Here is an 18,456-nt window from a genome sequence, read left to right on the forward strand (position 1 = left end):
TTCATGGTTTTTGCACTGGGCGTAGTGCTGTTTGCCCTCGGCATCGGCGTGTCCATCGCCCTGCACGAAGCCGGTCACATGTGGACGGCCAAGGCTTTGGGAATGAAGGTTCGCCGCTACTACATCGGCTTCGGACCGAAAATCTTCTCGTTCCGTCGAGGTGAGACCGAGTACGGCCTCAAGGCGCTGCCGCTGGGCGGATTCTGCGACATCGCGGGCATGACGGCCCTCGACGAGATGACGCCTGAAGAAGAGCCGCACGCGATGTACAAGAAGGCGGCGTGGAAGCGCGTCGTCGTCATGTCCGGCGGTATCGCGATGAACTTCATTCTCGGGTTCCTCCTGATCTACGCATTGCTCCTCGGTTGGGGTCGAACCAGTACGGAGCCGGCACCGCCTGTTGTCAAGGGCGTGACGTGTGTTGCTCCGACGCAGCTCGGACAGGATCAGGGGTGGAAACTCGCGGATTGCACCGGTACCGGCCCGGCGGAGGCAGCCGGAATTGCTGCCGGCGATCGGATCGTCGCGGTGGACGGTCAACCGACGGACACTTTCGCCAAGGTTTCCGCGGCGATCCGCGACAAGTCCGGGACAGTCACGCTCACAGTCGAGCGCGGCGACGAGACTGTTCAAGTTCCGGTCGACGTATCGCCGGTTGAGCGTTACGTAGCCAAAGACGGCAGCACAACGCCGGAACTGGCAAAGGTAGGCGCTGTCGGAATTGAGGGTGTCAGCAATCTGATCGAGTACAACGCGCTCACTGCTGTTCCGGCGGCCTTCGACTTCACCGGCCAGATCATGGTCGACTCGGTAAAGGCGTTGGCTGACATTCCGTCGAAGGTGGGGGCTCTGTGGGAGTCGATCACGGGCGGCGAACGCGCCCAGGACACACCGATCAGCGTGGTTGGTGCCAGCGTGATCGGCGGTGAAGCGGCGGACCGTGCACAGTGGGCGACGTTCGTCGGACTGCTCGCATCGATCAACTTCTTCCTCGGTGTTTTCAACATTCTGCCGCTGTTGCCGCTCGACGGCGGTCACATCGCGGTGGTCTTCTACGAGAAGATCCGTGATTGGTTCCGCGCCCGCCGAGGCTTGATTCCCGGCGGCCCGGTCGACTACACCAGACTCCTTCCGATTACTTACGTATTCATCGTGATCGGTGGCGCGTTCATGTTGCTGACACTCACGGCTGACATCGTCAATCCGATCAAGATCTTCTGACCGTGTGAGAAGGGTGACGGTTGCCGCGCGGTAGTGCGGCGATCGCCCGGCTAAACTTGCAGTGAAGCTATGAAAGAAGGCACAGACGTGACCATCCCTATCGGACTGGGAATGCCCTCGGCACCCGCAGCGATTCTTGCTCCTCGACGCAAGACACGGCAGCTGCAGGTCGGCACGGTAGGTGTGGGCAGCGATTTCCCCATCTCGGTGCAGTCCATGTGCACCACGAAGACGCACGACGTCAATGCAACGCTGCAGCAGATCGCGGAACTGACCGCGTCCGGTTGCGACATCGTTCGTGTCGCCTGCCCGCGTCAGGAAGACGCGGACGCTTTGTCGATCATTGCGAAGAAGAGCCAGATCCCGGTTATCGCCGACATCCACTTCCAGCCGCGCTACATCTTCGCGGCAATCGATGCGGGATGCGCTGCGGTGCGCGTCAATCCGGGCAACATCAAGGAATTCGACGGCCGTGTCAAAGAGGTGGCCAAGGCTGCCGGTGACGCAGGCATTCCGATCCGTATCGGTGTCAACGCGGGATCGCTCGATCCTCGGTTGATGGAGAAGTACGGCAAGGCGACGCCCGAAGCGTTGGTCGAGTCCGCGCTGTGGGAGGCCGGGTTGTTCGAAGAGCACGGCTTCGGTGACATCAAGATCTCCGTCAAGCACAACGATCCGGTGATCATGGTCGAGGCTTACCGCCAACTCGCCGCCAAATGCGATTACCCGTTGCACCTCGGCGTCACGGAGGCAGGGCCGGCGTTTCAGGGCACGATAAAGTCCGCGGTCGCCTTCGGTGCGCTGCTCGCGGAGGGTATCGGCGACACGATCCGGGTTTCGCTCTCGGCCCCGCCGGCCGAGGAAATCAAGGTCGGTAACCAGATTCTGCAGTCTCTGAACCTGCGTCCCCGCAAGCTCGAGATCGTCTCTTGCCCCTCGTGTGGCCGTGCACAGGTCGATGTCTACACCCTTGCCGACGAGGTCTCTGCCGGCCTCGAAGGCATGGAGATCCCGCTGCGCGTGGCAGTCATGGGTTGCGTTGTGAACGGACCGGGCGAAGCGCGTGAGGCCGACCTCGGTGTGGCGTCCGGCAACGGCAAGGGCCAGATCTTCGTCAAGGGCAAGGTCATCAAGACGGTGCCCGAGGCACAGATCGTCGAGACGTTGATCGAAGAGGCGATGAAAATTGCCGAAAGCATGGAGGGTGACGCCTCGGAGGGTGCGCCGGTCGTCACCGTGAGTTGAGTGATTGCCGGATGAATCTTCCCCGTCGGTGTCAGGTTCGTGGCAATCTGAGTGCATCATGATCGGGTAGTGATATTCGTGGACGCGCAGTCGAGTCGAGGGGGTTGACGGATGCTCAAACTCCTCGGAGCCAAGCAGGTCGGAAGTCGAGATCTCGAAGACGTCCGACGGGTACTCGACGCCGATCCGGTGGCGGCCTGCATGATTGCCGCGCGCGTCGAAGAATGCGGCGTCGACCCACGAATGATTCACGGCGAGCTGTGGAGTCGAGGGGGGCCGTTGTCCTCACTGTGCTTTGCCGGGGCGAACCTGGTTCCGCTTCGAGGCGATCCGGATGACATTCGGGCATTCGCCGACCGTGCCTGTCGGATTCCGCGCATGTGCTCGTCGGTGGTCGGCCGCGCCGAATTGGCGTTGCCGCTGTGGGAGATGCTCGAGCTCGACTGGGGAACTGCGCGGGAGGTTCGCCCCGAACAGCCGTTGCTCGCGGTTTCCGAGCCGCTGGCGTGCCCGTCGGATCCACTGGTCCGGCAGGTTCGCTCGGACGAACTCGAGATCTATCTGCCTGCCGCGATCGCGATGTTCATCGAAGAGGTCGGAGTCGACCCGCGTGCCAACGACGGTGGGCGCGGATACCGGCACCGTGTCGCTAGCCTGATCGCCGCTGGTCGAGCGTGGGCGCACATCGAGGACGGCCAGGTCGTTTTCAAGGCGGAGGTCGGTTCGATGTCTGCTCGCTGTGGCCAGATCCAGGGTGTGTGGGTCAACCCGGAATTTCGTGGGCAGGGCTTCGGCGTGACCGGTACAGCGGCTGTAGCGGAGTCGATCATGGCGACCGGTCGCATTGCGAGCCTGTACGTCAACAGCTTCAATACGATTGCGCGGTCGACCTATTCGCGGGTGGGGTTCCGACAGGTCGCGACCTTCTCGACGGTGCTGCTCGACTGACCGTACAAGCTGCGTGCAATGGTCGCGCCTACGCTGGGTGGAGCATTTGTCGCCCTACTATGGGGCTCGATGAACACTCGGCATTTCTCTCGTAGTCGCTCGGCCCAACTGTTGGCCTCCTGCACCGTGATTTTCTTGGCGGTGGGGATCAGTTCGTGTACTCCGAAACCCGCCGGCCCCGAGCCCGTCGCGCAGCAGTTCCTGAGTGCGTTCGGTGACAGGGATATCGACGAGGCAGCAAAACTGACGGACCGGCCTGACTCCGCGGGTCCTGTATTGAGTGACACCTGGGATGCGCTCCAGGCCGAGTCGATGACTGCCGAGACCACGTCGGTGAAGATGAACGGTGACACAGCGACGGTCGGCTACACCTACGAGTGGCACCTTCCGAAAGACCGCGTGTGGACGTACGACGGCGAGCTGCAGATGGGACGCAAGGACGGCGACTGGTCCGTCCGGTGGAGTTCGACGGACGTTCACCCGCGCCTCGGTGACAAGCAGACGATGTCGTTGCGGGCAACCGCGGCGCCGCGAGCGCGGGTCAACGAGCATTCGGGCACGGATGTCCTGGTGCCGGGAATTGTCTACCGAGTGAAGTTCGATCGCTCCAAGAGCAACGACATCATCGGTTCCGCAAACAATCTCGCAAGTGTTCTCGGTCGGTTCGATTCTTCGCTGACGGGTCAATCGATCGCCGAATCCTCGACGGCCGTCAAGGGCGACTATCTGGTGACCCGCCTGCGCAGTGACGACTACGACCAGGTATCGGCGCAACTGGGAGCCATCTCGGGAGTATCTGTCTCGGACGAATCGGATCTCGTCTCGACGGACCCGGAGTTCGCGCCGGACCTTCTCGGGCAGATCAAGAAGACGATCATCGACGAGGTCGACGGCAAAGCCGGCTGGAGTGTCGTCACGGTCAACCAGAACGGCGTCGACACCGATGTGCTGACCGAGACTGCGCCGCAACCTGTTCCGTCGTTCAGTATCAGTTTGGATCGCAACATTCAGATCGCTGCTCAGCGTGCCGTGAACGTGAACAAGGATCAGGCGATGATGGTAGTCATCGAACCGTCGAGTGGGGCGATCCTGGCTGTCGCACAGAACAAGGCAGCAGACCGCGACGGACCGGTCGCGACGATGGGTCAGTACCCGCCCGGTTCGACGTTCAAGATCATCACGGCAGGCGCCGCAATTTCGACCGGTCAGGCGACCCCCGACACGATGGTGCCCTGCCCGGGCCGGATCGAGATCGGTGAGCGCAGCGTCCCCAACTACAACGAGTTCTCACTCGGCACGGTGCCGATGGCAACGGCCTTCGCGCGTTCGTGCAACACGTCCTTCGCCAAGCTGGCCAGCGAGATGCAACCAGACACGTTGACCACTGCCGCAGCGCAGTTCGGCATCGGCCAGGACTACAACGTGGTGGGATTGCCGATCGATTCCGGTTCGGTGCCGCCGGCGTCGGACCTGGTGCAGCGGACCGAAGACGGGTTCGGTCAGGGAAAGGTCGTGGTCAGTCCGTTCGGAATGGCGATGGCAGCGGCGACGGTCGCGAACGGTTCGACTCCGGTGCCGCAACTGATTTCAGGGCGCGAAACCACCATCGACGGTGAGCGCCCGGCGATCTCGCCCGCCATGGTCGACGGCCTGCGCGGCATGATGCGACTCGTGGTCACCAGCGGTACTGCAGAACGCGTCGAAGATCAGGGTGAGGTGTACGGCAAGACCGGTGAAGCCGAGGTCGAAGGGGGATCGCACGCGTGGTTCGTCGGCTATCGCGGGAACCTGGCCTTCGCGACTCTGGTTGTGCGGGGCGGAAGTTCGGACAACGCCGTCGCAGTCACCCGCGACATGCTCACCGCCCTGCCTGAAGGCTACTGACCCGTCAGGGGAGCAGTCCCAACCTCCGGGCGGTCACCACGGCTTCGTGGCGTGAGCTCGCGTCCAGCTTTCCCATCGCGCTTCGCAGATAGCTCTTGACTGTTTCCGGGCGAAGGGAAAGCCGTTGGCCGGCTTCGATGTTGGTGCAGCCGAGTGCGACCTGAGAGAGAACGTCCACTTCACGCGGGGTGAGCGTGACTTCGGATTCGGCGTCGGCGGTAGGACGCAGCAGGTTGGCCAAACGCTGGGAGAGTCCGCGGAGTTTGGTCTGCAAGTCGGTGTCGGTGACGGTCTGGGCGACACTGCGTAGTTCGGCGTGGACTCCGCGGATCTCTTCCGAAGACATACCGTCGGCGGTAGTCGCGGCGGCGGCCTGCAGTAGTTGCAGGCGACGATCGACTTCGTCGCGGATGGCGAACTCCATCCCGAGACGCCGGGATGCGCCGACCATGACGTCTGCTGTGCGGTCACCCAACGGAGCGGAATCGCGGATCGCGGCGTAGAGCACAGCGCGCGATTTTCCCGAAACCATGACCGGAACGGCGATGATCGAATGCAGGCCCTCGCTGAGAACAGGACGGTCGAAGTGATGAGTGATGGACTGCGAATTGCCGTAATCGTTGACGGTGATCGGTGAACCCTGGGCTACGACGCGTCCGCCCATGCCCGAGCGCGGCGGGATGGCCAAGCCCTTGAGGTTGTTGGTGCGGGTGCCGACGAATTCGCTCAGGTGCAGGGTTCCGTCCTGGACCTCGCCTCCGAACAGCACGGGAACAACGCCCTGAGCTGCGATTGTGCGGAGTTCACCTCGCATTGCGTCCCCGTCGCGGGGGCGCAGAAGTGACGAAGCATGTCGGTTCACGCAGGTACCCCTTTCTGGGGGTAGTGAAGTTCTCTTGTGAGCTAGATCATAGGGGGTGAACAGTACGTATGACGAGCCGCCCACGTAACCGGTCGGGCCAACCATACGACGATCGATAAGGAGCAAGTTGATGAGCACCGATCCCACCGCACGGGTGCGCGAGCTGCTGGACCAGTACGACACCCCGCATGCCAGCGCCGCAGAATTGCTCTGCGATCGGCATCCCGCGGATGGCGTTGCATTCACCGTCGTCGAGGCAGACCTTAGCTCGGTGGACCTCACGTACGGTCATCTACGTGAGCAGTCGGCGCGTTTCGCAGCAGCTCTGGCGGACCTCGGAGTCGAGCCGGGTGACAACGTAGCGACTCTCATGGGCAAGTCAGCGGATCTCGTGGTCGCGCTCCTCGGGATCTGGCGCCGCGGCGCGGTCCACGTGCCGTTGTTCACGGCATTCGCCTCGCCCGCCATCGCATTCCGCTTGACGGCCAGCGGTGCGAAGGTCGTCATTTCCGACGCCAATCAGCTCGAGAAGCTCGCGCCGGGAGAGGACATCCCCGCCGACGCAGCGTGGCAGGTCATCGTCGCGGGCGGCGCGGCCGGTGACGAGTTGGACTTCGACGCACTTGTCGCAGCTCAGGATGCCGAAGACGCGAAGGGCGCTGCTCAGGCCGTCGGCGGAAATGCACCGATGGTGCAGTTGTTCACCAGTGGCACCACGGGAACACCCAAGGGCGTGCCGGTACCGGTGCGTGCGCTCGCGTCGTTCCACGCCTACCAGGAGTTCGGCCTCGACGTCCGAGAGGACGACGTGTTCTGGAACGCCGCAGACCCGGGCTGGGCGTACGGGCTGTACTACGCGTTGCTCGGCCCGCTTGCCGCCGGCACGCGAAGCCTTCTGCTGCACGCCGGATTCTCCGCGCCGCTGACGTGGCAGATCATCGAGAAGTTCGGTGTCACCAATTTTGCCGCCGCTCCGACCGTCTACCGCAGTCTGCGTGCCGACAAGGCGCCGGTTCCGGAAGGCATCTCGCTGCGCCGCGCTTCCTCGGCCGGTGAGCCCTTGACTCCGGATGTTGTTGCGTGGTCGAAGAACTCGTTGGGCGTCGAGGTCCGTGATCACTACGGCCAGACCGAGCACGGCATGTTCATCGTCAACGCCTGGGCCGACGGACTTCGCGACGATGTCCGTCCCGGATCCATGGGTCGTCCGTTGCCGGGTTGGTCTGCCGCTGTGCTGGAAGACAATTCGGATGACATTGCACCGGCCCGCACTCAGGGCCGCGTGGCGATCGATACTCACAACAGCCCGTTGATGTGGTTCACCGGGTACGTCGATGCGCCGGAGAAGACGAAGCAGCGATTCAGCGAAGACGGCCGCTGGTACATCACCGGTGATGCGGGAATGACGGACGAGGACGGATTCTTCTTCTTCTCCTCGCGCGACGACGACGTCATCATCATGGCGGGCTACCGCATCGGTCCCTTCGACGTCGAGAGCGTGCTGGTCATGCACGAGCACGTCATCGAGGCCGCCGTGGTGGGCATGCCCGACGAGTTGCGTGGTGAGGTTCTCGAGGCGTTCGTCGTTCTTCGCGAAGGTGTCGACGGTGACGACGAACTCGAGAAGGAACTGCAAACCCTGGTGAAGAAGAAGTTTGCAGCGCACGCATACCCGCGCACAGTGCACTTTGTTCCGAACCTGCCCAAGACCCCGAGTGGCAAGGTTCAGCGGTACATCTTGAGGAAGGGATAAACCCTGCTGTGCGCCTTTATTAACCCCCGGCGGTTAATAAAGGCGCACAGCAAGGTCAGCGCCGACGAATTCTGCCGACCACCATGAGGGCGACCAGGGTGACTGCGAGCAGCAGTGTCGTATTTGCTGCGGCAAGAAATACCTGGCCACGGTCGGTGAGTCCGAAGATGCTGACCGGCAAGGTCTTCCATGTCGCCGGGTAGACCATGACCGTTGCGCCCAGCTCACCCATCGACAGTGCGATGGAAAGCCCGGCGGCCGCACCCAACGCTGGGAGCAGCAGCGGTAGCGTTACCCGTGTCAGCACCCGCACCGGGCCGGCGCCGAGTGATTCGGCAGCTTGACGGTAGGCGGGATCGAGCCGTTCGAGCGCGGCCGATACGGAACTGAAGGCAAAGGCAAGCACCAAAACCGTGTGAGCGAGAATCACGATCCACTTGGTGCCGCCGAGCAGTAGCGGGCGCTCGTTGAAAGTGATGAGCAGACCCAAGCCGATCGAGACCGACGGAACCGCAATCGGTAAATGGAATACGGCATCGGTGATGCGCCGCAGCCACATCGGTGCCTCACGCGAGGCCAGCGCGGCCCACGTTCCGACGATCAATGCCAATGCCCCCGCGATGAATGCAGTCTGCAAACTGACGATCAGGCTGGCGAAGTGCTCATCGGACAGCGCCGTGGAGAAGTTCTTGCCGCCGAGATTCGACGGGAGTGGACCGGTCCACGATCCGGCCAAGGCAGCCGCGACGACGGTGGCGATGGGCGCGACGAAAACCACCGCGACGACCAGGGTGAAGAATCCGAGTACGAGGGCCCTAGAGCTTCGTGTCCACAGCAGCACGGCTGCCTCCCATCAATCTGTTGAAGGTGAATCGGTAGAGGCAGTACAGGCCGAGTGAGAGTGCGACCTGGACCGTCGCGATCACTGCCGCGCCGGGCAAGTCGAAGGTGACAATCCCGCGGGTGTAGATGAGGACCGGAAGAGTTACGACGTCTTTAGCCCCGGTGAAGAGCACGATGCCGAATTCATTCAGTGTCATCAGAAGTACGAGCGATCCACCGGCCAGGAGGGCCGGCCACGCTTCCGGCATCACCACCTGCCGCAGAACTCGGACGGGTGACGCGCCGAGACTGGCTGCCACGTCGAGTTGTTCACGCGGAATCTGGGTGAACGCTGCCAATAGCGGACGCACGACAAAGGGTGTGAAGAAAGTGATTTCGGCCGCGATCACACCGAACGGAGTGTTGAGGAAATTCAGTGGGCCGCTCGCATCGCCGGTGATGCGGACGATCAAGGCGTTGACGGCGCCGGCTGTCCCGTACAGGAACGTGAACGCCAGCGTGATCAGGAAAGACGGCAGGGCGAGCACCGTGTCGATCAATCGCCCCACCACCTTGGATCCGGCGAACGGAACGAAGGCCAGCACCAAGGCGAGGAAGGTTCCCAGGATCAGGCAACCCAGGGTCGACGCCACGGCGATTTGGATGGTCCGCCAGAGCGCGGTTCTGAACAGTTCCGAACCGAGCACCGAAGACCACGTGGACAACCCGGTGCCATCTGCGGTGCTCAGAGATTCCGTGAGGACACGCGCAGTGGGATAGACAGCAAACACGAGGACAAGAAGCAGTGGTGGCAGCGTCCAGCCGATCCGGCGCCACGCGATCGGGTCTTTGTGCTGGGGCGCAGCGGTTTCGGGGCGTTCCAGGGTTGTCGTCATGGGTGGCGATCCGCCGGAACCAGGACACTGCCGTCCGTGGGCAGGACGACGCCCACTTCGGTGTCGACCGGTCGTTCGTCGTGCCCTGGAACATCCGCGTCGACGCGGACATCGTCGAGGCCACGTACAGCCAGCGTCAGACGCGTCGTGGAACCGCGCCAGACGCTCGAGACGATGCGCGCCGGGAATGATCCTCGTGCGCCGAGGCCGGTTACGGCTACCGCGTGTGGACGAACACACAGGTAGGCGTCCATGTCGGACTCCCATTCGATGTGCCCGATCTCGGGCTGCGGGGCGTGAGCAGTGAACGGCGTGCCACCGATCGAGACCAGCGCGGAGGTGCCGATGACGCGTGTGACGGTGCAGGGCAGCAGGTTGGCACCCCCGAGGAACGCCGCGGTGAAGCTGGACGGCGGACGTTTCCACAAGGCCTCAGCGGTGTCGATGTCCGCGAGTGTGGCGTTGCGCATCACTGCGATTCGGTCTGCCAGCGCCAGGGCTTCACTCTGATCGTGCGTCACATAGAGCATGGCTGTGTCAGGTAGTGCTGCGCGCAGTCTCGCCAGTTCGCCGAGCATGCTCTCGCGAAGTTGAGCATCCAGGGCGGCCAGTGGTTCGTCGAGGAGGAGTACTCCAGGGCGAATTGCCAACGCTCGGGCAATGGCGATTCGCTGCTGTTGACCGCCGGAAAGTTCACGGGGAAGCCGCTTTCCGTACGCCGACATCCCGACCATGTCGAGGGCTTCGGCCACGCGAGGGCCGATCTCCGACCGCGGCACGCGATGGGCTCGGAGTCCGAAGGCTACGTTTTCGGATACTCGCATGTGCGGGAAGAGAGCGTACGACTGAACGACGACGCCGATACCGCGTTGTGCGGGAGGCAGATTGGTGATGTCTCGGGTGCCGAGCTTGACGGAACCGGACGTGGGGCGGACAAATCCCGCGAGGGCCTTCAGAGCGGTCGACTTGCCGGATCCACTGGGCCCCAGCAGTGCCACAGTTTCACCCGGCGCCACTCGTAGATTGAAATCGACGAGTGCATGGGTTGCGGTCTTCCCGCGGCCGTAGGCGACGTTGACGCGATCGAAGGTGATGGCCGGAGCAGAATGTTCGATCGCTCCGTGAACACCGACGGTCTCGGGGAGCGTCCGCCCCAGTCTGGTTCTTGCCATGATCAGCTCCCGGTGGCTTTCTGGTAAGCGGCGATGTCGGCGTCGAGCGAGCTGAGGACGTCGTTCCAGTTCGGGGTCCACACATTCACGCCCTGCAGAACTCCGGAAGGCGTGTTCTTGTCGGTGGATTCTCCGGCAGCGCTTCGGACGTCCTCGCGGACTGATACGCCGAGTGCATCGGTGGCGACGGTCTTCTGCGATTCTTCGGAGAGCAGGAACTCCATCAACTTCTTGGCTTGTTCGCTGCTCGGTGCGCTCTTGGCGAGGCCCATCACGTAGGGCAGTGCAATGGTGGTGCGAGTGCCGTCGGCTCCAGCGGGGAAGAAGATGTCGAACTTCGATCCGTCGTCGGCGATGGAGGCGAGGTTCATCTGGACGTCACCGTTGGCGACCAGCAGCTCTCCGTTACTGACCTTGGGCTGGAGCTTTCCGGTGGAAGACGAGGGTCCGACGTTGTTGGCCTGGAGCTTTCCGAGGTAGTCGAGTGCTCCTTCCTTACCCATCAGGTGCTGGAGCAGCAAGAGCACCGCGGTACCGTCGCCGGCCTGGCCGGGCGTGGAGTACTGCAACTTGCCCTTGAACTGGTCAGTGAGCAGATCGTCCCAAGATTGTGGGGCGGGTGATGCAGTCGGATTGGCGATGAACGAGAGGTAATTCTCGACGACGGGTACGTACTTGCCGGCGTCGTCCTTCTCGTCGGCAGGAACGGCGGAGGTGTCGATTCCGCTGGGCTCGAGCAGACCTTGGGCGTCGGCCTTCTGGATGAACGGGGGCAGCGTGATGATCACGTCTGCCTGTGGGTTGGACTGCTCCTTTTCGACGCGGGAGACGACCTCGCCGGATCCGGCTTCCACGAGGTTGACGGCGATACCGGTCTGCGCGGTGAAGGCGTCGAATCTTCCCTTGTACCAACCGGACAGGCCGTCGGCGCTGTATACGGTGACGGTCTCGGTGTCTGATCCGGCAGCAGTGCCGGTGCCACCGCAGGCAGTGGTGAACGAAAGGACGGACACGGCGAGAGCGGCCGCAGCGATGCTCGGGCGTAGACGCATGACGATTCCTTTTTCGGAGGTGAGATCAGGAGTGGGTGAGGAGTTCGGCGAACTCCGTCACGGACGGGACGATGTGGGTGGCTCCGGCGTCGCGAAGCTGTTGCTCGTCGTGTGCGCCGGTCAGAGTTCCGGCGACGATGGATGCGCCGGAACGAATGCCGCTGAGCACGTCGTTGGACGTGTCGCCGAGTACGGCGATCTGGTGGACGTCGTCGATCGAAAGTTTGAGCAGGGCAGCCAGAATCAGGTCCGGGTGCGGTCGACCGCGACCGGCCTCGGCGGGGGAGAGGGTGAGATCGGCGAGGGTTTCCCAGCCGAGCGCGACGAGGAGTTTGTCCTGCGTCGATCGGCTGAACCCGGTGGTCAAGGCAACTTTGATGCCGGCCTCGCGCAAAGTGGTGATGGCTTGCTCGGCGCCGGGGATCGGCTCGGCCAGGCCCTGGTCGATGAGGGAGTCGTACGTGGTTTCGAAGGCGGCGTTCGCGGCCTGGGCGCGGTCTTCGTCACCGAAGATCGCCCGGAACACGACGATCTTCGACTGGCCCATCGTGTCGAGGACGTACTGGCGAGCGGCGTCGGCTTCCGGGCCTTCGGCGGGCAGTCCGCCGGCTTCAGCGGCGGCAGCGAAGGCGCGAAGAACCAGTCCGTCGTCGGCGACGGTGGTGCCGGCCATGTCGAGAACGGCAAGGGTGATCGGAGACATGAGAAGTCTTTCTTGTCGGAGAGATTCAGAGACCGAGCTGGTCGGCGGTTTGTTCCGCCAGTGCCGGGCCGAGCGTCATACCGCGGCCACCGGGGCCGGCAACCACCCAGACGTTGTCGGCAGCTTGTGCGCGGTGAACAAGTTGTGAGGGGTCGATGCACTGGCTGTAGACGCCCGCCCAACGCTTGACGATTGGCGGAAGATCGCGTCCCAGAAGTGTTTCCACGACTCCGGACAGATGGCGATAGGGCGCCTCGTCGACATCGAAGTCGAAGGGTTCTTCGTATTCGTGGGTATCGCCGATGGTCAGCCCGCCGTGCAAGCGCTGCACGCACAGGAGTTGCATGCGGTGCTCCTCGGCAGTCGGTTCCTGCGGCTGTACTGTACGGAGGTGATCGAGGGCAGATCCGGCGAAACCCGGGTAGTAGCGGAAGCTGTCACCGTCAGCGATTGCGGTGGTGAGCTTTTCGCCGAGTGGGGCGCTCTGCATCATCTGCAGGCGCACACGGCGCAACGGGAGATCGCCGGCGAGATCGCGAGCCAATCCGCCGAGTGTTGCTCCGGGGCAGACGATCACGAGATCGGCGTCGAAGCTGCGACCGTGGTCGTCGCGGATGTGTGCGCCGGAGGTGGTCGTCGTGATCTCGCGGGCTTCCGTTCCGGCGTGGAAGGTGTAACGGCCGGTGGATTCGAGGTAAGAACGGATGGCGGGGAGCGCTTGCCGTGACTCGACAGCGGCGTCCAGCGTGCAGTGCAGTCCGCCGAGAAACTTGCCCCGGAGCGCGGGGTTGACGACGCGAACGGCGTCGGGATCCAGAAGCGCGAACCCTCGGTTGTCGGCGTCCGGCCGAGAGAACGCTTCCTGCGCGACCGCGACCTCCTCCTCGGTGCGCATGAGGGTGATGGAGCCGGCTGGGCGGTATCCGACGCCGGGGACACGGGCGGCAAGGTCTGCCCACAGTTCGCGCGAGCGCAGCGCAGCTTCGAGTTCGTGCGGGGCTCGCCCGGATACCCAGACGAGGCCGAAGTTCCGTACCGTGGCACCGCGGGCTTCGGGCTCACGTTCGAGATGGATGACGTCGTGTCCCCGACGGATTGCCTCGTCGGCGTGCGCCGTTCCGAGGATCCCTCCGCCCACAATCAAAATTCGCATGTAGAGATAGTGACGTTTGGTCTAGACCAATAGGGGGAATCGAGACGAACTCCAGGTTAACAATTGGTATAGACCGAATTCTTGTACGCTTGCGCCATGAATCAGCAGACGTCCACCGGGCCGGGGACCTCGAGCGTCGTGATCGAACCGGAGTTGAAGTACTACCGGGTGCGCACCGAGATCGAGACCATTCTCAGTGGGCTCGAGGAGGGCGACGCAGTCCCGTCCGAGCGGGAATTGGCGGCGCGGTTCACAGTCGCTCGCGAGACGGTCCGTCAAGCGCTTCGTGATCTTCTTGTCGAAGGGCGAATCGAGCGGCGGGGGCGGGGCACTGTCGTCGCGAGTCCGAAGTTGGTTCAGCCGCTATCGATTCGTTCCTATACCGAAGGTGCTCTGAGCGCTGGGCGAGTACCCAGTCGTAAGGTTGTGACCTTCGAACGAATGTCGGCCGACGACGGTCTCGCCACGGAATTGGGTATCGAACCAGGTGACAGCGTCGTTCACCTCGAGCGTGTTCTCTTCGCCGACGGAGAGAAGATCGGACTCGAATCAACGTTCCTGCCGGACAGCAGGTTCGGTGAGATGCTCGACGCTTTCGATGCGACGACGTCGCTGTACGCGGCTATCCGTTCCATCGGCGTGGTCTTTGCCTCCGCAACCGAACGGATCGAGACGGTGCTCGCTTCACCGCGGGAGGCAACCCTCGTCGAGTCCACCACCTCGATGCCGATGCTTCTATTGCACCGGACCTCCGTCGATCCGGACGGTGTGCCGATCGAGCGGGTTCGCTCGCTCTACCGCGGCGACCGCATTGCCTTCTTGACGACGTTGCGGGAGTGATGGCCGTGGACGACGCAGGCGACATCACACTCGCGAGTTATGAGGCCGGTGCGAATCTGTATGCAGCTAGACCGTATGTCATGGGGGAGGCGATGGTCCGGTACCTCGCCCGGATCGCCAAGCTGGTGGACGGAGGGACGATTCTGGAACTCGGCAGTGGTCCCGGCCGTGATGCCGAGTACCTCGAATCTCTCGGAGTATCGGTGGCGCGCACTGACGGCGCACTCGCCTTCGTGGAAATGATGAGGGCAGAGGGTTTTACAGCTGAGGTTCTCGACATGCGAACTGGGCAGTTCAACGGAACGTACGATGCCGTGGTGGCAAATGCAGTCCTGCTTCATTTGCGACGCGACGAGTTCGAATTCGTCGCGAGAAAGTCGCGAGGTGTAGTCGGGGCAGAGGGAATTTTTGCGTTCACGGTCAAGAGGGGCGACGGAACCAGTTGGAGCAAAGCGAAATTGGGGTTGCCGCGCCACTTCACATTTTGGCAGGAGGACCAACTTCGTCAGGTGCTCGGCAGAAGCGGGTGGGAAACTTTGTCAATCGACGCCGTGGTCGGTCCCACTGCCGATTGGTTGCATGTCATTGCACGGGCGAACTGACAATCAGGCAACGGCTCCGGTCACGCGTGTGAGGTGAACATGTCCACGAGCCCCTGGGGTGCGTTCTCGCCGAAGCACATGTCCAGTCCATCAGCGGACTGTTGTGCCTCCGCGGCGCTGCGTGGGAATAGGCGCTCTTCGTAGACAGCTAGCCCTTCCTCCGTGCTGCTGTGCGACGCGATCGCCTGGCCGAGTTCCGCGCCGTCGAGCATTGCCAGGTTCGCACCCTCTCCGGCAAACGGCGACATGACGTGTGCCGCGTCCCCGAGCAGAGTGACCCCGGGAGTACGGCTCCAACTGTGGCCGATGGGAAGGGCATGGATGGGGCGAGGGGTCAGCGAGCTGTCGGCTTCGACGATCAGTGAACGCAGTGACTCGTCCCAGTCCGAGAAGTGTTCCAGCAGAACCTTCTTCGCGATGTGATCGTCGGAGAAGTCGACACTCGCTGCCCAGCTCTCGGGAACTCGCAGGGCGGCATAGATGTGCAGACTGTTGTCGGTCTCACGGTGGGCAAGGAAGCCCTTGTCGGCACTGAGTGCGAACATCATTCCGCCGCCGACGGTTTCAGCGGCATCCACGTGCTGGTTGTCGGCGTCGTGAAGGTCGAACTCCACGAATGATATTCCGGTGTACGCAGGAGTGTCGTTTGAAACCAATGGACGGATTTTCGACCACGCACCGTCGGCGCCGACCAGGAGATCGGTGGTGAAGTGGGTTCCATCCGCGAGGTGAACTTCGTGTCGACCATCCGGCAACGGATGAGCACTGCGGACCTTGGCTCCCCAGTGGATTGTTTCCTTCGGAATTGAGCTGAGCAGTAGGTCACGGAGCTGGCCGCGGTCGATTTCCGGGCGGTCGCCGTCTCCGGTGTCCTGCTCGCTCAGGTGCACGACGGCATTTCGATCGAGGACGCGTGTCTCTTCCCCGCCTTGATGAACGAGGGCGCGGAACTCCTCATAGAGGCCGGCGGCACGAAGCGCGATCTGACCCGAGTCTTCGTGGATGTCGAGCATCCCGCCTTGAGTTCTGGCTGTCGGTCCGGATTCGAGATCGAATACCGCCGAATCGATTCCGCGGAGATGGAGGACTCGGGCGAGGGTGAGGCCGCCGAGGCCGGCGCCGATGATTGCGATGGGGTACTGGTTCATGGTGGGTTCCTAAGAAGTGAGTGGGGTGTTCTCGATGCCCGTGATGAGCGTGCGGAATCCCCAGGAGAGGCGCGCCGAGGGTTCACCGGCAAGTAGAGCTGTTGCATGTCTTGCGACGAGTGGGTGCGTCTGCGGGTTTGCGTTCTGGATTGCGTCGGTCAACGCGCTCCATTGGGCATCCGCGTCGGCGGAATTGTTCGGCGCCGAGTGTTCGGCAGCAGTGGACGTCGCGTACTGCAGTAGCAAGTCCACGCCCCACGCGGCTTGACCTGGAGGGACTTCGCCTTCGTCGAGCAATGCCAGCAGGCGCTCGAGCAGGCGTACGTAGTGAACTCCGCTGGGTCGGGAAACGAGTGCCGACTGGGCGAGACCGGGATGATCGAACAGCACGGCCGTGTACGAGGTCAACACCCGTTCAAGGCGAGCTTGCCAAGTGCCGGAGGAATTTTCGGCGAGGTCGACCACTCCGAGAAGTGTGTCCAGAACGGCGGCGTGCAATTCGGCGGTATTGCGCACGTACACGTACATCGATGCCGGCCCGGTGTCGAGTTCGAGGGCGAGTCGACGCATCGTCAATTTCTGCAAGCCCTCCGACCGCAAGATTTCCACCGCGGTACTGACGATGCTCTCGCGTGTCAGAGCGGGTTTGGCCGGACGATTGCGACGGCTCGACGGACTTGTTGGCTGAGTGGGCATGATTTCACCGTACACGAACATGTTCGTAACGAACATGTTCGTTAGATCACGCACTGAACGTCCACCGCTGTGCGGAGCCATATCGGGAGCGGTGGGTTACATGCCTGAACCGCCGGAGAGCATTGCGATCGTCAGTAGGATGCCACCCACAATCCCCACGAGCGGGCTGTCGCTGTCGAGAAGCCAGTCGTTCAACGATCCCATGAGTGCCTCTTTCGGGTTTCGATCTGTCGACGGTCGAGCCTATCGACAGATCGAAACCCGAGATGTCACTTTCGTCCGAATTGTCGATCGGACCCGAGGTGATCAGCCGTAGACGTTGCCCGGGCTGATCAACTTGGTGATCGGCACCATCAAAGCGCTGGTCAGGTCGGTCTCTCCGTCGATGTCGGTGTTGATGAAGACGACCAGGGTGGTGTCCTTCTCGGGCAGGTAGACCGAGACTGTTTTGTAGCCGGGCAGGCTTCCGTTGTGACCGATCCAGCCGCCGCTGTTGAACAATCCGAGTCCGTACCCGGAGTTGTCGTCCCCTTCGCCCAGGGGCTCGGTGTGCAGGCGCTGCTTCTGAGTGTCGTCGGCGAGGAGATCGCCCTTGGCCAAGGCCGGAACCCAGATGCGCATGTCGTCCAACGACGAGATCATTGCGCCCGCGGCGCCTCCCCACGACGGGTTCCAGTCCGTTGCTGCGGTCACGGATTCGTCGAGTGTTTGGTTGGTGTATCCCTGTGCGTGGGGGTTCGGGAACGCGTTGGTGGTGGGAAAGCTGGTGTGCTCCATTCCGAGTGGTGTGGTGATCTTGGTGTCGATGACGTCCGACAGTGTTGAGCCGGTGACCTTCTCGATGACCATGCCGAGCAGAAGGGTGTTGGTATTCGAGTAGTCGACAGTGGTTCCTGGTCGAATTTGGAGTGGGAGGTCCTTGACGTATCCGAAGAGCTCTTCGGATGTGAATGATCGGCGAGGGTCGGAAAGAACATCCATGACAAACTGTTCGGACGTCGTGTAGGCCACGAGGCCGCTGCGCATCCCCGCCAGCTGGCGCAGGCTGATCGCATCGCCTTCCATGACGCCGTCGACGTACTTGGAGATCGGATCATCGAGACCGATCTTTCCCTCGTCGACCAATTGCAGCAGGGCGGTCACGGTAAATGTTTTGGTGACGCTACCGATCCGGTGGTAGAAGTCGGTTTCCATCGGCGCTTTGGTTGCCGTATCCGAGACTCCTGCAACCTTGACGTAGTTGCCGTCGGGCCCCCAAATGCCCACCATCGCACCGGGAATCCCGGTCGAATTCACCGCTGCGTCGACGATCGAATCGAGCTGGTCGGTGATGGTCGAGTCCATGATCTTGTCGGATGTGTCTGTGGATTTGTCCGTGCTGCAGCTGATTACAGCTCCAACCATGGCGCTGCACAGGCCGACAAGCAGGATGCGTCTTGCTCCGGTTTTCATGAGTCGA

Annotated in this window: 17 protein-coding genes; 7 read left to right on the forward strand and 10 right to left on the reverse strand. The window is 62.6% G+C overall.

The window, feature by feature from the left end:
* Nucleotides 1-3 precede the first annotated feature (3 nt).
* From ASU23_RS20870 to ASU23_RS20885, 4 genes are all read left to right on the forward strand, one after another.
* On the forward strand, nt 4-1,221 hold the full coding sequence (locus tag ASU23_RS20870; protein ID WP_007734886.1) for an RIP metalloprotease: 1,218 nt from the start codon (nt 4-6) through the stop codon (nt 1,219-1,221).
* An 87-nt stretch (nt 1,222-1,308) separates the two neighbouring features.
* The gene (ispG, locus tag ASU23_RS20875) at nt 1,309-2,466 is read left to right on the forward strand and encodes a flavodoxin-dependent (E)-4-hydroxy-3-methylbut-2-enyl-diphosphate synthase (RefSeq protein ID WP_007734888.1); all 1,158 of its coding nucleotides are present in this window, start codon (nt 1,309-1,311) and stop codon (nt 2,464-2,466) included.
* 111 nt (nt 2,467-2,577) lie between these two features.
* Nucleotides 2,578-3,414: a GNAT family N-acetyltransferase gene (locus ASU23_RS20880; RefSeq protein ID WP_003942692.1), complete on the forward strand. Its 837-nt coding sequence runs from the start codon at nt 2,578-2,580 to the stop codon at nt 3,412-3,414.
* A gap of 69 nt (nt 3,415-3,483) precedes the next feature.
* Nucleotides 3,484-5,298: a penicillin-binding transpeptidase domain-containing protein gene (locus tag ASU23_RS20885; protein ID WP_042450801.1), complete on the forward strand. Its 1,815-nt coding sequence runs from the start codon at nt 3,484-3,486 to the stop codon at nt 5,296-5,298.
* 4 nt (nt 5,299-5,302) lie between these two features.
* On the opposite strand, the gene ASU23_RS20890 is transcribed toward ASU23_RS20885, so the two are convergent.
* Entirely contained in the window at nt 5,303-6,112 is an 810-nt protein-coding gene (locus ASU23_RS20890) for a LuxR C-terminal-related transcriptional regulator (RefSeq protein ID WP_058038632.1), read from the reverse strand.
* A 178-nt stretch (nt 6,113-6,290) separates the two neighbouring features.
* Between ASU23_RS20890 and ASU23_RS20895 the strand changes: the two genes are divergently transcribed.
* Complete coding sequence (locus ASU23_RS20895) at nt 6,291-7,913, forward strand: AMP-binding protein (RefSeq protein ID WP_042450797.1); 1,623 nt, start codon at nt 6,291-6,293, stop codon at nt 7,911-7,913.
* A 55-nt stretch (nt 7,914-7,968) separates the two neighbouring features.
* Here the strand turns inward: ASU23_RS20895 and ASU23_RS20900 are convergent, their stop codons facing one another.
* From ASU23_RS20900 to ASU23_RS20925, 6 genes are read right to left on the reverse strand one after another with little or no spacing between them, the layout of a single operon-like run.
* Nucleotides 7,969-8,754 carry an ABC transporter permease gene (locus ASU23_RS20900; protein ID WP_058038633.1) on the reverse strand — a complete coding sequence of 262 codons (786 nt, stop codon included), beginning with the start codon at nt 8,752-8,754 and terminating at the stop codon, nt 7,969-7,971.
* Complete coding sequence (locus ASU23_RS20905) at nt 8,729-9,631, reverse strand: 2-aminoethylphosphonate ABC transporter permease subunit (protein WP_042450795.1); 903 nt, start codon at nt 9,629-9,631, stop codon at nt 8,729-8,731. The genes ASU23_RS20900 and ASU23_RS20905 overlap by 26 nt, the downstream gene beginning before the upstream one ends.
* Entirely contained in the window at nt 9,628-10,803 is a 1,176-nt protein-coding gene (locus ASU23_RS20910) for an ABC transporter ATP-binding protein (protein ID WP_058038634.1), read from the reverse strand. Before ASU23_RS20910 ends, ASU23_RS20905 begins: the two co-directional genes overlap by 4 nt.
* 2 nt (nt 10,804-10,805) lie before the next feature.
* Complete coding sequence (locus tag ASU23_RS20915; protein WP_003942754.1) at nt 10,806-11,855, reverse strand: 2-aminoethylphosphonate ABC transporter substrate-binding protein; 1,050 nt, start codon at nt 11,853-11,855, stop codon at nt 10,806-10,808.
* Nucleotides 11,856-11,880: 25 nt separating this feature from the next.
* On the reverse strand, nt 11,881-12,558 hold the full coding sequence (locus ASU23_RS20920) for a phosphonatase-like hydrolase (RefSeq protein ID WP_058038635.1): 678 nt from the start codon (nt 12,556-12,558) through the stop codon (nt 11,881-11,883).
* Nucleotides 12,559-12,583: 25 nt separating this feature from the next.
* On the reverse strand, nt 12,584-13,711 hold the full coding sequence (locus ASU23_RS20925; protein ID WP_007734899.1) for a TIGR03364 family FAD-dependent oxidoreductase: 1,128 nt from the start codon (nt 13,709-13,711) through the stop codon (nt 12,584-12,586).
* A 96-nt stretch (nt 13,712-13,807) separates the two neighbouring features.
* Here ASU23_RS20925 and ASU23_RS20930 point away from each other — a divergent pair, with 96 nt between their 5' ends.
* Nucleotides 13,808-14,551, forward strand: a complete 744-nt coding sequence (locus ASU23_RS20930) for a GntR family transcriptional regulator (RefSeq protein ID WP_007734901.1) — start codon at nt 13,808-13,810, stop codon at nt 14,549-14,551.
* A 5-nt stretch (nt 14,552-14,556) separates the two neighbouring features.
* Complete coding sequence (locus ASU23_RS20935) at nt 14,557-15,153, forward strand: methyltransferase domain-containing protein (protein WP_165638306.1); 597 nt, start codon at nt 14,557-14,559, stop codon at nt 15,151-15,153.
* Nucleotides 15,154-15,173: 20 nt separating this feature from the next.
* Here the strand turns inward: ASU23_RS20935 and ASU23_RS20940 are convergent, their stop codons facing one another.
* The 3 genes from ASU23_RS20940 to ASU23_RS20950 all read right to left on the reverse strand — a co-directional run bounded on the left by ASU23_RS20940 (nt 15,174) and on the right by ASU23_RS20950 (nt 18,449).
* Nucleotides 15,174-16,301 carry an NAD(P)/FAD-dependent oxidoreductase gene (locus ASU23_RS20940; protein ID WP_058038636.1) on the reverse strand — a complete coding sequence of 376 codons (1,128 nt, stop codon included), beginning with the start codon at nt 16,299-16,301 and terminating at the stop codon, nt 15,174-15,176.
* Between the two features lie 9 nt (nt 16,302-16,310).
* The gene (locus ASU23_RS20945; RefSeq protein WP_030535648.1) at nt 16,311-16,997 is read right to left on the reverse strand and encodes a TetR/AcrR family transcriptional regulator C-terminal domain-containing protein; all 687 of its coding nucleotides are present in this window, start codon (nt 16,995-16,997) and stop codon (nt 16,311-16,313) included.
* Between the two features lie 306 nt (nt 16,998-17,303).
* Nucleotides 17,304-18,449 (reverse strand): serine hydrolase, encoded by a 1,146-nt coding sequence (locus ASU23_RS20950; RefSeq protein WP_047271320.1) that lies wholly within the window; start codon nt 18,447-18,449, stop codon nt 17,304-17,306.
* Between the last annotated feature and the right edge of the window lie 7 nt (nt 18,450-18,456).

The organism is Rhodococcus sp. KB6, assembly GCF_001445685.1.
Classification (GTDB): Bacteria; Actinomycetota; Actinomycetes; order Mycobacteriales; family Mycobacteriaceae; genus Rhodococcus_F; species Rhodococcus_F qingshengii.

Bases quoted from the DNA above. Each gene is read 5' to 3' on its own strand.
- ASU23_RS20870 (WP_007734886.1), top strand. From the start codon at position 4: ATGGTTTTTGCACTGGGCGTAGTGCTGTTTGCCCTCGGCATCGGCGTG.
- ASU23_RS20880 (WP_003942692.1), top strand. From the start codon at position 2,578: ATGCTCAAACTCCTCGGAGCCAAGCAGGTCGGAAGTCGAGATCTCGAA.
- ASU23_RS20885 (WP_042450801.1), top strand. From the start codon at position 3,484: ATGAACACTCGGCATTTCTCTCGTAGTCGCTCGGCCCAACTGTTGGCC.
- ASU23_RS20890 (WP_058038632.1), bottom strand. From the start codon at position 6,112: ATGCGAGGTGAACTCCGCACAATCGCAGCTCAGGGCGTTGTTCCCGTG.
- ASU23_RS20895 (WP_042450797.1), top strand. From the start codon at position 6,291: ATGAGCACCGATCCCACCGCACGGGTGCGCGAGCTGCTGGACCAGTAC.
- ASU23_RS20905 (WP_042450795.1), bottom strand. From the start codon at position 9,631: ATGACGACAACCCTGGAACGCCCCGAAACCGCTGCGCCCCAGCACAAA.
- ASU23_RS20910 (WP_058038634.1), bottom strand. From the start codon at position 10,803: ATGGCAAGAACCAGACTGGGGCGGACGCTCCCCGAGACCGTCGGTGTT.
- ASU23_RS20915 (WP_003942754.1), bottom strand. From the start codon at position 11,855: ATGCGTCTACGCCCGAGCATCGCTGCGGCCGCTCTCGCCGTGTCCGTC.
- ASU23_RS20920 (WP_058038635.1), bottom strand. From the start codon at position 12,558: ATGTCTCCGATCACCCTTGCCGTTCTCGACATGGCCGGCACCACCGTC.
- ASU23_RS20925 (WP_007734899.1), bottom strand. From the start codon at position 13,711: ATGCGAATTTTGATTGTGGGCGGAGGGATCCTCGGAACGGCGCACGCC.
- ASU23_RS20930 (WP_007734901.1), top strand. From the start codon at position 13,808: ATGAATCAGCAGACGTCCACCGGGCCGGGGACCTCGAGCGTCGTGATC.
- ASU23_RS20940 (WP_058038636.1), bottom strand. From the start codon at position 16,301: ATGAACCAGTACCCCATCGCAATCATCGGCGCCGGCCTCGGCGGCCTC.
- ASU23_RS20945 (WP_030535648.1), bottom strand. From the start codon at position 16,997: ATGCCCACTCAGCCAACAAGTCCGTCGAGCCGTCGCAATCGTCCGGCC.
- ASU23_RS20950 (WP_047271320.1), bottom strand. From the start codon at position 18,449: ATGAAAACCGGAGCAAGACGCATCCTGCTTGTCGGCCTGTGCAGCGCC.